Origin of the sequence: Pseudomonas syringae CC1557 (assembly GCF_000452705.1) — a bacterium.
In the GTDB taxonomy this organism is placed as follows: Bacteria; Pseudomonadota; Gammaproteobacteria; order Pseudomonadales; family Pseudomonadaceae; genus Aquipseudomonas; species Aquipseudomonas syringae_F.
The window spans coordinates 2,092,680-2,104,811 of sequence record NZ_CP007014.1 but is presented as its reverse complement, the minus strand read 5'-3'; the positions used below and the strand labels follow the sequence as shown (position 1 = coordinate 2,104,811).

General features: G+C 59.6%; 10 protein-coding genes and 1 pseudogene. 5 read left to right on the top strand and 6 right to left on the bottom strand.

Going from position 1 to position 12,132, the window contains the following annotated elements; translation table 11 throughout:
* Positions 1 to 174: 174 nt before the first annotated feature.
* Both N018_RS09685 and N018_RS09680 read left to right on the top strand, forming a co-directional pair.
* Positions 175 to 1,386, top strand: coding sequence for a nitrate/nitrite transporter (locus N018_RS09685; RefSeq protein WP_024644908.1), 1,212 nt, complete (start codon positions 175 to 177; stop codon positions 1,384 to 1,386).
* A gap of 7 nt (positions 1,387 to 1,393) precedes the next feature.
* The gene (locus tag N018_RS09680) at positions 1,394 to 3,055 is read left to right on the top strand and encodes a bifunctional protein-serine/threonine kinase/phosphatase (protein WP_025389431.1); all 1,662 of its coding nucleotides are present in this window, start codon (positions 1,394 to 1,396) and stop codon (positions 3,053 to 3,055) included.
* Here the strand turns inward: N018_RS09680 and N018_RS27750 are convergent.
* A complete protein-coding gene (locus N018_RS27750; RefSeq protein ID WP_195757172.1) occupies positions 3,039 to 3,203 on the bottom strand; it encodes a hypothetical protein in 165 nt (54 codons plus the stop codon). The genes N018_RS09680 and N018_RS27750 overlap by 17 nt on opposite strands.
* A 143-nt stretch (positions 3,204 to 3,346) precedes the next feature.
* Between N018_RS27750 and N018_RS09675 the strand changes: the two are divergent.
* The 3 genes and pseudogenes from N018_RS09675 to cobA form a co-directional block, all read left to right on the top strand.
* Positions 3,347 to 4,546 (top strand): annotated as a pseudogene (locus N018_RS09675) (NAD(P)/FAD-dependent oxidoreductase); the annotation flags it as partial.
* Between the two features lie 26 nt (positions 4,547 to 4,572).
* A complete protein-coding gene (locus N018_RS09670) occupies positions 4,573 to 7,293 on the top strand; it encodes a nitrate reductase (protein ID WP_025389429.1) in 2,721 nt (906 codons plus the stop codon).
* 10 nt (positions 7,294 to 7,303) lie between these two features.
* Positions 7,304 to 8,065, top strand: a complete 762-nt coding sequence (gene cobA / locus N018_RS09665; RefSeq protein ID WP_025389428.1) for a uroporphyrinogen-III C-methyltransferase — start codon at positions 7,304 to 7,306, stop codon at positions 8,063 to 8,065.
* An 84-nt stretch (positions 8,066 to 8,149) separates the two neighbouring features.
* Here cobA and N018_RS09660 read toward each other — a convergent pair whose 3' ends face one another.
* From N018_RS09660 to N018_RS09640, 5 genes are all read right to left on the bottom strand, one after another.
* Entirely contained in the window at positions 8,150 to 9,184 is a 1,035-nt protein-coding gene (locus N018_RS09660) for an OmpA family protein (RefSeq protein ID WP_024644913.1), read from the bottom strand.
* Positions 9,185 to 9,290: 106 nt separating this feature from the next.
* Complete coding sequence (gene sigX, locus N018_RS09655) at positions 9,291 to 9,881, bottom strand: RNA polymerase sigma factor SigX (RefSeq protein ID WP_007249920.1); 591 nt, start codon at positions 9,879 to 9,881, stop codon at positions 9,291 to 9,293.
* Between the two features lie 83 nt (positions 9,882 to 9,964).
* Complete coding sequence (locus N018_RS09650) at positions 9,965 to 10,789, bottom strand: mechanosensitive ion channel family protein (protein WP_024644914.1); 825 nt, start codon at positions 10,787 to 10,789, stop codon at positions 9,965 to 9,967.
* A 2-nt stretch (positions 10,790 to 10,791) separates the two neighbouring features.
* The gene (locus tag N018_RS09645; protein ID WP_024644915.1) at positions 10,792 to 11,040 is read right to left on the bottom strand and encodes a hypothetical protein; all 249 of its coding nucleotides are present in this window, start codon (positions 11,038 to 11,040) and stop codon (positions 10,792 to 10,794) included.
* An 88-nt stretch (positions 11,041 to 11,128) separates the two neighbouring features.
* Positions 11,129 to 12,124, bottom strand: a complete 996-nt coding sequence (locus N018_RS09640; RefSeq protein ID WP_024644916.1) for a zinc transporter ZntB — start codon at positions 12,122 to 12,124, stop codon at positions 11,129 to 11,131.
* Positions 12,125 to 12,132: the final 8 nt, after the last annotated feature.

The following is a 12,132-nucleotide window of genomic DNA, read 5'->3' as shown; positions in this document are numbered from 1 at the left end:
ACAAAGACGTCGCTCATCTCTTTCCGCTCTGGTGGAGGGAGAAGCGACGTTTTTTGCGTTTGGCCCCGGCGAAGGGGCCGGTGGAGTCGCCGAAACACTCCACCACAACGTCTGGAACCAACCGCGTCGTGGCCATGCCTCGACAGACCCCATAGCCGATGATGAGGTGTGCCAATGGATACAAGCTTCTGGAAGGCCGGCCATAAACCGACCCTGTTCGCTGCCTTTCTGTACTTCGACCTGAGTTTCATGGTCTGGTACCTGCTCGGCCCGCTGGCGGTACAGATCGCCACCGACCTGCAATTGACCACCCAGCAACGCGGCCTGATGGTGGCCACGCCGATTCTGGCGGGCGCAGTGCTGCGTTTCTTCATGGGCCTGCTGGCCGACCAGTTATCGCCCAAGACAGCCGGCATCATTGGCCAGGTGATCGTCATCGGTGCGCTGTTCGCAGCCTGGCAACTGGGCATTCACACCTACGGCCAGGTCCTGCTGCTGGGCCTGTTCCTCGGCATGGCCGGTGCGTCGTTCGCCGTTGCGTTGCCGCTGGCGTCGCAATGGTATCCGCCACAGCATCAGGGCAAGGCGATGGGTATCGCCGGTGCGGGCAATTCCGGCACCGTGCTGGCCGCGCTGATCGCTCCCGTGCTGGCCGCCAGTTTTGGCTGGGGCAATGTGTTTGGCCTGGCACTCATCCCGCTGGTGCTGACCCTGATCGCTTTCAGCCTGATGGCCCGTAACGCTCCGGAACGCAGCAAGCCCAAGTCCGTGGCGGACTACCTCAAGGCACTCGGTGACAAGGACAGCTGGTGGTTCATGTTCTTCTACAGCGTGACATTTGGTGGTTTCATCGGTCTGGCCAGCGCCCTGCCCGGCTACTTCAACGACCAATACGGCCTGAGCCCGATCACCGCCGGTTACTACACCGCAGCCTGCGTATTCGGCGGCAGCCTGATGCGCCCGCTGGGTGGCGCGCTCGCGGACCGCTTTGGCGGGATTCGCACCTTGACCGTGATGTACGCCGTGGCGGCCATCGGCATTGCAGCAGTAGGCTTCAATCTGCCCAGTTCGTGGGCCGCACTGGCGCTGTTTGTCGCGGCAATGCTCGGCCTGGGTGCCGGTAACGGCGCAGTCTTCCAGTTGGTGCCACAGCGCTTCCGCAAGGAAATCGGCGTCATGACCGGGCTGATCGGCATGGCCGGTGGCATCGGCGGCTTCCTGCTGGCAGCCGGTCTGGGCAGCATCAAGCAGAATACCGGCGATTACCAGTTGGGCCTGTGGCTGTTTGCGGGTCTGGCCGTGCTGGCCTGGTTCGGCCTGCTGAACGTCAAGCGCCGCTGGAGAACCACCTGGGGTTCGGCTGCCGTGACGGCGGCGCGGGTCTGAGGCGCCAATGACGCTGCAACTGCGGTGTGCGCACTTCAGCGCCAGCGGGCCGCGAGCTGAGAATCAGGACGCACTGCGCCTTGTCACTCCGGTGGCGGCGCTGGCCGCCAGCAAGGGTTATCTGTTTGCCCTTGCCGACGGCGTCAGCCAGTGTGCCGATGGCGCGCTGGCGGCCCAGTCCACCCTGCAGGCACTGGCGCTGGATTATTACGCCACGCCGGAAACCTGGGGCGTGGCCCAGTCTCTTGATCGACTGCTACTGGCACAGAACCGCTGGTTGCTGGCCAACGGCCTGATGACCACCCTTAGCGCCCTGATACTGCGCGGCCGACGCTTCACCCTCGCCCATGTCGGTGACTGCCGGGTGTATCGCTGGCAAGCGGGGACGTTCAAGCGCATCAGTGAAGATCACGTCTGGGAACAGGCCGACATGCAGCACGTGCTCAAGCGCGCGCTGGGCCTCGATCAATACGTGGTCATGGATTATCTGGACGGCGAACTGCGCGAAGGCGAGCGGCTGCTACTGGTCAGCGACGGCGTCTGGGCGACGCTGGGCGATGCCAGCATTCGCTCGATTCTTGGCGAGCAGGACGACCTCGACTCAGCCGTGAAAACCCTGGTCAACGCGGCACACCTGGCAGGCAGTCAGGACAATGCCAGCGCGCTGCTGATTCAGGTCGACAGCCTTGGCGAAGATGACCTGGGTGATGCGTTGTTGCAGTTGCAGCAATGGCCGCTGCCGCCAGCGCTCAAACCAGGCCAGATCTTCGAAGGCTGGAACATTGGCAGCGTCGCGGCGCAATCCCGCCAGTCAATCCTCTATAGAGTGAAAGATGCCCAGGGTCTGCCCTGGCTCCTGAAAACCCTGCCTGTGAGTCGCCATGACGACGCCGGGGCCGGTCAGGGACTGTTGCTGGAAGAGTGGTTTCTGCGCCGGGTTGCCGGACGCTTCTTTCCAGAGCTGCATCCGCTCGCAGAGCGCCAGCATTTGTATTACGTGATGCGCGAGCATTCCGGGCGCACCCTGGCCGAGCTGTTCGTCGCTGGCGGCCCTTTGCCGCTGGCACAATGGCAGGATCTGGCGACCCGACTGTTGCGCGCCAGCGGCCTGCTGCATCGGCGTAATATCATTCATCGCGACATCAAGCCGGAAAACCTGCTGCTGGGTGATGACGGCGAACTGCGGCTACTGGATTTCGGTCTGGCATTTTGCCCCGGCCTGTCAGCCGTCAACGCCGACGACCTGCCCGGCACGCCGAGCTACATAGCCCCGGAAGCCTTCAATGGCGTCGAGCCAGCGCCGCAACAAGACCTGTATGCGGTCGGCGTGACGCTGTATTACCTGCTGACCGGTCACTACCCCTACGGCGAGATCGAAGCGTTTCAACATCGCCGCTTCGGCACGCCGATCCCCGCCAGCCGCTATCGGCCCGACCTGCCACAATGGTTGAGCCAGAGCCTCGACAAGGCGCTGCAAGCAGACCCGGAACTGCGTTATGAAACGTCCGAGCAATGGTTGCTGGAACTGGAGCAGGACGAACACCGTCCGGTCGTTGCACGGCCTCGACCGCTGCTGGAACGCGAACCGCTGAAGGTCTGGCGCACGCTGGCGCTGGTTTCGCTGCTGCTCAATCTGCTGGCGATTATCTGGTTCATGGGCCGCCACTAATCAACAGCCTGTCGACAAAGCCGCCCTGCTTCTGTGCGACCCGCTTCAAGGCGGTGCAGAAAAACTCGTCAGTAGCGCCAGTAGACCCCGTCATGCGGCCGATTGCCAGTTGGCACAAGCGCTGCATAAGGTGTTTCAGATCATTCATAACGCGCAGCCCTCAACGATGAAGGCTGCGCCTCCCGAGATAACGGGATCGGACAAAGGCGTCCCTGTCAGGTAACTGACGGGACGCCTTTTTTTGTTTGCACGTACTGTGTCGAGCCCGCTGTCTGGCGACTCGGAGGCAAGATGAAAAAACTCAAACTGGTGATGATCGGCAATGGCATGGCCGGCGTGCGCACACTCGAAGAGTTGCTGAAATTGAGCGAAGACCTGTATGACATTACGGTCTTCGGTGCCGAGCCGCACCCTAACTACAACCGTATCCTGCTGTCCCCAGTGCTGGCGGGCGAACAGGATTTCGCAGACATCGTGCTCAACGATCTGGCCTGGTACGACGCCAACCGTATCCAGTTATTGCTCAACCGCCGGGTGGTGAAGATCGACCGCAGCCAACGTCTGGTCATCGCCGAAGACGGCACCGAGGCGCACTACGACCGGCTGCTGATCGCCACCGGCTCACGCCCGTTCATTCTGCCGATTCCCGGCAACACGCTGGAAGGCGTGATCGGCTATCGCGACATCGGCCATACCCGGCAGATGATCGATACCGCCGCCACTCACAAGCGTGCAGTGGTCATCGGCGGCGGCCTGCTCGGGCTGGAGGCGGCCAACGGCCTGAGCCTGCGCGGCATGCAGGTCACGGTGGTGCATAACGGGCAGACGCTGCTGGAACGCCAACTGGACAAGACCAGCGGCCTCATGCTGCAAGCGGCGCTGGAACAACGCAGCCTGAGTTTTCGTCTGAATGAACAAACCGAAGCCTTGCTCGGCGATGGCAGAGGGCGGGTACGAGCGGTGCAATTCAAGAACGGCGACGTGATCGACGCTGACCTCGTGGTCATGGCTGCGGGCATCCGCCCCAACACCGAGCTGGCCGAAGCGGCAGGCCTGCCCTGCAATCGCGGCATTCTGGTCAATGACACCTTGCAGACCTATGACCCACGCATTTATGCAATCGGCGAGTGCGTCAGCCATCGCGGTATCGCCTACGGCCTGGTCGCACCGCTGTTCGAGCAGGCGCGGGTCTGCGCCAATCATCTCGCGCAACTGGGTTTTGCGCGCTACCCCGGCTCAATCACTTCGACCAAACTGAAAGTGACCGGCATCGACCTGTTCTCCGCCGGCGACTTTCTAGGGGGCGAAGGCACCGAGAGCATCACCCTTTCAGACCCGTTGAGTGGGGTCTACAAAAAGCTGGTGATCAAGAACGACGTGCTGGTCGGCGCCTGCCTGTACGGCGACACCGCAGACGGCAGTTGGTATTTGCAACAGATTCGCGGGGGCCAGGACATTGCTGCAATCCGTAACCAACTGATGTTCGGCGAACCGACCCCTACCGAGGTCGTCTACGCATGACCAGTCTGGCCATTGACAGCCCGCAGGTTACCGCCTCTACCTGCTGCTATTGCGGGGTCGGCTGCGGCGTGCTGATCGAACACGACGGTCAGAAAATCCTCGGGGTCAGCGGCGACCCGACGCACCCGGCCAACTACGGCAAGCTGTGCAGCAAAGGCTCGACCCTGCACCTGACGGGCGACATCGCAGCCCGCGCGCTGTATCCAGAGTTGCGCCTGAGCAAAGGACTGGCGCGCAGCATCACCGATTGGGATACCGCACTGGATCATGCTGCCAACGTCTTTGCCGAGAGCATTCGCGAGCATGGCCCGGACAGCGTGGCGTTCTACATCTCTGGCCAGTTGCTGACCGAGGATTACTACGCGTTCAACAAACTGGCTCGTGCGCTGGTCGGCACAAATAATATCGACAGCAATTCGCGGCTGTGCATGTCGTCGGCGGTGGCCGGTTACAAGCGCAGCCTGGGGGCGGACGCACCACCGTGCAATTACGAAGACATCGAGCTGAGCGACTGCGTGATGATCGTCGGCAGCAACATGGCCTATGCGCACCCGGTGCTGTTCCGTCGTCTGGAAGAAGCAAAAAATCGTCGCCCGCAGATGAAGCTGATCGTCATCGATCCGCGCCGTACCGACACCTGCGAGCTGGCAGACCTGCACCTGGCCATTCAGCCGGGGACCGACGTCGCGTTGTTCCATGGTGTGTTGCATCTGTTGATGCGCGACAAGCAGGTCGACCTGGATTTCATCGCCACCCATACCCAGGGCTATGAAGAACTCGCAGCGTTGGCGGGCGATTACCCGCCAGAACGCGTGGCGGCACTTTGCGGCATTACGCTGCAACAGTTGCACACCTGTGCGCGCTGGATAGGCGAGTCGCCGAGCTTTCTGTCGCTCTGGTGCATGGGCTTGAATCAATCCAGCGCCGGCAGCGCCAAGAACAGCGCGCTGATCAATCTGCACCTGGCCACCGGTCAGATCGGCCGTGCGGGGGCTGGCCCTTTCTCGCTAACCGGCCAGCCGAATGCAATGGGCGGACGCGAAACCGGCAGCCTCTCCAACCTGCTACCAGGTCATCGCGATGCGGGTAATGCCGAACACCGTGCCGAGGTGGCCGACTACTGGGGTATCGACGGCCTGCCCGCCAACCCCGGCCTGTCGGCCATCGAACTGTTCGAGCAATTGCAGAGCGGCACGATCAAGGCGCTGTGGATTGCCTGCACCAACCCGGCACAGTCACTGCCCGACCAGAACCGAATCCGGCAGGCGCTGGAAACCTGCCCGTTCGTGGTGCTGCAGGAGGCCTTCAAGACCACTGAAACCGCACGCTTTGCCGACCTGCTGCTGCCCGCCGCCAGTTGGGGTGAGAAAGAAGGCACGGTGACCAACTCGGAGCGACGCATCTCTAATGTGCGCAAGGCCATTGCGGCGCCCGGTGATGCGCGTCCCGACTGGGCGATTACCGTGGATTTCGCTCAACGACTGCAAAAACGCCTGCTCCCGGACGCTGACGCGTTGTTTGATTTTCAGACCCCCGAGGCGCTGTTCGACGAGTTCAAGGGCCTCACCGCTGGACGCGACCTGGACATGTCGGGCATCAGCCGCATGCTCATTGACCAACAAGGTCCGCAGCAATGGCCGTTTCCGGCTGGCGCAACGGCGGGCACACCGCGCCTCTACGCGGACAGCGTGTTCCCGACGGTTTGCGGGCGTGCGCAGTTTCTGTCCGAACCCTATATCGCGGCCAGAGAGCTGCGTGACAGCGAATACCCGCTCACCCTCAATACCGGTCGGCTGCGTGATCAATGGCACGGCATGAGCCGCACCGGCACCGCAGCCCGCCTGTTCGGGCATGTCGGCGAGGCGGTGTTGAGCATTGGTCCGCAGGACATGCAGCGTCATGGCCTGCAAACGGGCGACCTGGTGCGACTGATCAGCCGCCGTGGCGAGCTTTTTTTGCCGGTGAGCAGCGACGACAGCATCGCGCCCGGCCAGGCTTTTCTGCCCATGCACTGGGGCGACCGATTCCTCAAGGGCGGCGTGAACGTTCTGACCCAGCCAGCGTTTGATCCGGTCTCGAAACAGCCGGAGCTCAAGCATTCCGGGGTGAGGATCGAAAAAGCCCGATTGCCCTGGCAGTTTTTCGCTCTGATTGAAGGCAATGTGCAGCAGTGCATGGAGAAACTGCGCCCACTGTGCGACGAGTTTGATTACTTGAGCATGAGCCTTACCGGTCGCGAGCGCTCGGCACTGATCATCAGTGCTGCCAGTTTCGAAGCGCCCAACCCACAGCTGTTGCACGAAATCGACCGCCTGCTGGGCCTTGATGAAGGGCCGGTGCTGGCTTACGACGACCCGGCGCGCTCGATTGGCAAACGACTGCGGATTGATGACGGACGCATTACCGCTATCCGCCTGGCCGGTGAGACTGTCGCACGGCACTGGTTGCAAGCGTTATGGCAGGAAGAACGTGTCGATGCCTCTCTACGGCGCTGGGTGCTGGCCCCATTGAGCAGCGAACCCGGCAAGGAATCAACACAGCATCGGGAAAAGACCTTGTGCAACTGCATGAACGTCAGCCAGAGCGCGGTAATGGACGGCATCGAACGCGGCCTGAACCTGAACCAGCTAAAGACCCGATTAGGCTGCGGGACCCAGTGCGGGTCCTGTGTGCCGGAAATAAAAAGACTGATCAATGCCGTGGCAATGACTGAATGAGGAATACAGCATGAGCGCAAAAGTCTGGCTGGTAGGTGCAGGCCCCGGTGACCCGGAATTGTTGACTCTCAAGGCAGTACGCGCCCTGCGTGAAGCCGAGGTGGTGTTGATCGACGACCTGGTCAACCCCGCAGTGCTTGAACACTGCCCCGCTGCACGAGTGATCGCCGTCGGCAAACGCGGCGGCTGCCGTTCTACGCCACAGGCCTTTATCCATCGCCTGATGCTGCGCTATGTCCGCCAGGGTAAATGCGTGGTGCGCCTCAAAGGCGGCGATCCATGCATCTTCGGGCGCGCTGGCGAAGAGGCACAGTGGCTGCAGGAACACGGCGTCGCGGTAGAGCTGGTCAATGGCATTACTGCGGGCCTGGCCGGGGCAACCCAATGTGGTATTTCGCTGACCCTGCGCGGCGTCAGCCGTGGCGTAACACTGGTCACGGCTCACACCCAGGACGACAGCAGCCTCAACTGGCAGGCGCTCGCACAAGGCGGCACTACATTGGTCGTGTATATGGGCGTGGCGAAGCTGGCAGAGATTCGCGAGAGCCTGTTGGCGGGAGGCATGAGTGGCGAGATGCCGGTGGCGATGATTGAAAATGCTTCGCTGCCGTGGCAACGCGAATGCCGCAGCAATCTGAACACCCTGCAGCAGGATGCAATGGCGTTCGGGCTGAAAAGCCCTGCCATTCTGGTGATAGGTGCAGTGGCTTCCTGCAGCAACGAACTGTTGAATCAGACCCTGGCCAGTCAAGTGCAGTTACAAACGGGCTGAAATAACGGCACACACCGTGACCGCTCAAATCGCAGACAAAGAAAAGCCCGGCCTAAGCCGGGCTTTTCAGTATAAGCGGGCTAATTACTTAGCTTGAGCTTCTACTTGTGCTTCTACGCGACGGTTTACTGCGCGGCCAGCTTCAGTTGCGTTATCAGCAACTGGGCGGGATTCGCCGTAACCAACCGAGTTTACGCGTGCAGCGCCAACACCGTACTGGTTAACCAGAACCTGTTTAACGGCGTTTGCACGACGCTCGGACAGTTTTTGGTTGTAAGCGTCAGGACCGACGGAGTCAGTGTGACCTTCAACAGTAGTGGTGGTCGATGGGTACTGCTGCATGAAGTCAGCGAGGTTCTTGATGTCGCCGTAGCTGTTAGGCTTGACAACAGACTTGTTGAAGTCGAACTTCACGTCCAGCTCAACACGAACCACTTCAGCAACTGCCGGGCAGCCATCAGCGTCAACAGTTACGTTGGCTGGGGTGTCTGGGCACTTGTCGACGTTGTCGCACACGCCATCGTTGTCGCTGTCGGAGCACACTTCAGCTACTGGAGCTGGTGCTGCTTCAACTTTCTTGCTGCCGCCACCGAAGTTTACGCCGATACCGACGCTTGGAGCCCACTCGGTGTCGCCCTGGTCGATGTTGTACTGAGCTTCAACGCCAGCACGAGCATAGAAATTGTCGGTGAAGTAAAGCTTGGCACCGCCGCCGATGTTGGCGAAGGTGGAACCGTTACGACCGTTGCGACCGTTCTGGCCAATGCTCTGGTCGGAGAAACCGGCCGAAACGTATGGACGCAGCATGTCGCCTGGGTTGTTGAAGTGGTACAGAGCGTCCAGAGCGGTATCAGCGCCCTTGATGTTCTTGCCATCATCGCTACGAACGTTGTGAACTTCGTCGTAGCCCAGACGCAATTCAACGTCGTCGGTCAGGAAGTAGCCAATCGAGCCGCCGAACAGGTTGCCGTTGTTTTTGAAATCACGGGCGCTGTCGTACATTTCTTTCTTGGCGAAGCCTTCGATTTCGACTGCGCCTTGGCCTTGAGCCAGAGCGCCGAACGATGCAGCGGCAACAATAGTACCAATGGCCAAGCCCAAGGTGTTTTTCAGTTTCATCCGTTAAATCCCCATCTGATGATTATAAAGCAGTCCCACACAATGGGGACAACTCGTCGGCCAGTCTACCAGACCTTGCCAGTTCGTAAGAGATATTTGCACCGTATTAAGTTTCGGCGATTCCCGCAAATTTCTCTCGTAATTTATCTAAAGCCCGCTTGTAACGCATTTTCGTTGCGCTCAAGCCCATGTGCATGATGTCTGCAATCTCCTGGAATTCAAGTTCTGCAACAAACCGCAGGACCAGAATTTCCCGATCGATCGGGTTCACATACACAAGCCAGCGATCGAGTCCGCCCCGCTCTTCAGGTTTGGGCGTCTTGTCTTCCGACGCTTCCTCAAGTGGATCCAGACTCAATGCGTCCATCAAGCGACGCTTACGCCGTTCCTTACGGTACTGCGTGATGCACTCATTGTAGGTGATGCTGTAAAGCCAGGTTTTAAATTTAGATTTACCTTCAAAATTTTTCAACCCGTACAACACCTTAAGCATCACCTCCTGACAGACATCGTCAGCGTCGCGATCGTTCCCTAAATAACGTGCACACACGTTAAATAATGTTCTCTGGTACCGACGCATCAACTCTTCATACGCCCGTGTCACATTGAAAAGCTCAACATGGGCTCGCGCGACCAGCTCCTCATCAGAGAGCTCGCGTGGATCGTAGCGTGTCGAAAACGGTTGAGGTTTATTCAAAACAAATCTTGCCGACAGTCAGGTCTATTGTCCGCCATGGCCTGTATCGGCAGCGTGGCGGCATAGATTAGCAGGTTAGCCAATTATCGGCTGCTTACTCTCTGTTCGAGAAGGATGCGGTTGGAAAACGACACCAGCTCCCCTTCATCTGTCAGCAATGTTGTCTTGACTGTGCCGATCTCTTCGATCTGCCCTTCCGTCTCGCCTATCTGTACCTGCTGGCCAACCTGAAACAGTTCGCGAACATAGATTCCGGCAATGATCTGCCCGGCAATTTCCCGACTCCCGAGCCCCAGGGCAAGCGCCACTGTCAGACCAACGGTAATCAAGGCAATCACAATAACGTGGTTAAGCAGGTCGGTCTTGACCTCAAGCTGACTGATCGCGACCGAGATGCTGATGATTATGACAAGCCCCTGAGCAATTCGTCCCAGGCCTGCAGAATAATCTATTCCTACCCCTTCGGCAGCGCCACGCACCAGCCCATTGACCAGCTGCGCGAGCAGTACACCGACCAGCAATACCAGCGCGGCACCAAATACTTTCGGTAAATACAGCGCCAGCATGTCCAGCGTAGCCGACACACGCTGCAAACCAAGCGATTCGGCTGCCGACACGAGAAAGATCAACAGCACGAACCAGTAGACAATCTTGCCGATCAGCGTCGAGACCGGCACTTTTACACCGGCACGGCCGATGAGTTTGGTCAGGCCGGTGCCACTGACCAGGCGATCCAACCCCAGTTTGGCGAGCAATTTGGACAACAGCGCGTCGAGCAGCTTGGCCACGACGAAACCCAGCAGCACCACGACAAGGGCGCCAAACAGGTTGGGGATGAAGTTGGCGACTTTGGTCCACAATGCAGTCATTGCAGCAAGAAGGCTCTGGGTCCAGAGATTCAATTCCATGCTCAATCAGCCTTATCGATAGAACGCGCACCGTGCACGGTACGACGAGAAACAGGAGAAACGTGGGCCGAGCCGTTATTAACGGCGATCATCAATGCCTCTGACCAACGGCCAAGCAAACCGAACAACACACCGGCACCGACCTGGCGGTTGGCGGTCTTCAGGACACGTCCCAGACATGCATCGTCATCCCGGCTGGAGGATGATGAATTGAGCATGTCGCGTAAAGATTCTTCAAACGGATCGTGCATCAGGCACCTCACGTAATGTCATTCAAAGACGCGACGCAAAAACAACAAGTCACACGAGCCTGGCAAAAAAACACGTACGAGCGCCTGCTCATACCCACCGTAGACGCCTGAACAACCACCACTGCCCCGCTGCCAGGGCGAGTATCAGCATGCAGGCCACCAGAAAGCCATACGCACTGTCCGAGCCGGGAATACCGCCGACATTGATACCCAGCAGACCGGTCAGAAAACTCATCGGCAGGAAGATACCGGTAATGATGCCGAATCGGTACATGGTGCGGTTCATGTGCTCGCGCAGCCGCCGATCCTCGGACTCCAGCAGCAGGCCGACGCGCTCGCGGGTCAGTTCCAGCTCCTCAAGGTAACGGGTCAGGCTGTTGTTCAATTCATTCCAGTAATCCGCGTCGTCGTCAGCAAACCAGGACAATTTGATCCGCGAGAGCTGACCGTAAATGTCCCGCTGCGGCCCGAGAAAGCGGCGCAGGCCCGCTGCGCGACGGCGAATATGCAACAATTTGCCGTGTTCCGGATTGTACCGTTCGTCGGCATCGGTCTTTTCTTCCTCTTCATCGACGGATTCAGTGAGCTCGCCCACCAGATCCTGAACCTTGTCGGTGAGGTGTTGCGCCAGATAAAGAATCAGCTCCGCTGCGTTCTTCGGCCCCTTGCCCTGCACGAGCAGGTCGATCAATTCCTCGGTGGCCCGCAATGGACGCAGACGCAGCGAGATCACTTGCTGCGCGGCGGCGAAGATGCGCACCGAAACCATGTCTTCCGGCTCGGCACCAGGGTTGAGGTTCACCCCACGCAAGAACAGCAGCAACTCCTGATCCGGCAATGGCAGCAAACGCGGCCGGGTGTTCTCCTCAAGCAGCAGATCACAGGCAAATTCGCTCAGGCCACTGGCCGTGCGCAACCACGTATGAGTCTGCGGATGGCTGCGATCCCAATGCAGCCACAGGCTTTCCTGCGGCTGTAGCTGGAGGGCCTGCAATTCGGTCCGAGCAATGAAACGCGCCCCGCCTTTACCGTCCAAAACGAGGGCATGAACCAGCCCCCACTGCGCGTTTGCTTCATCGAACATGGATACGT

Coding starts and splice junctions, on each gene's coding strand:
- N018_RS09670 (WP_025389429.1), top strand. CDS start 4,573: ATGACCAGTCTGGCCATTGACAGCCCGCAGGTTACCGCCTCTACCTGC.
- cobA (WP_025389428.1), top strand. CDS start 7,304: ATGAGCGCAAAAGTCTGGCTGGTAGGTGCAGGCCCCGGTGACCCGGAA.
- N018_RS09685 (WP_024644908.1), top strand. CDS start 175: ATGGATACAAGCTTCTGGAAGGCCGGCCATAAACCGACCCTGTTCGCT.
- N018_RS09645 (WP_024644915.1), bottom strand. CDS start 11,040: ATGCACGATCCGTTTGAAGAATCTTTACGCGACATGCTCAATTCATCA.
- N018_RS09680 (WP_025389431.1), top strand. CDS start 1,394: ATGACGCTGCAACTGCGGTGTGCGCACTTCAGCGCCAGCGGGCCGCGA.
- N018_RS09660 (WP_024644913.1), bottom strand. CDS start 9,184: ATGAAACTGAAAAACACCTTGGGCTTGGCCATTGGTACTATTGTTGCC.
- N018_RS09640 (WP_024644916.1), bottom strand. CDS start 12,124: ATGTTCGATGAAGCAAACGCGCAGTGGGGGCTGGTTCATGCCCTCGTT.
- N018_RS09650 (WP_024644914.1), bottom strand. CDS start 10,789: ATGGAATTGAATCTCTGGACCCAGAGCCTTCTTGCTGCAATGACTGCA.
- N018_RS27750 (WP_195757172.1), bottom strand. CDS start 3,203: ATGAATGATCTGAAACACCTTATGCAGCGCTTGTGCCAACTGGCAATC.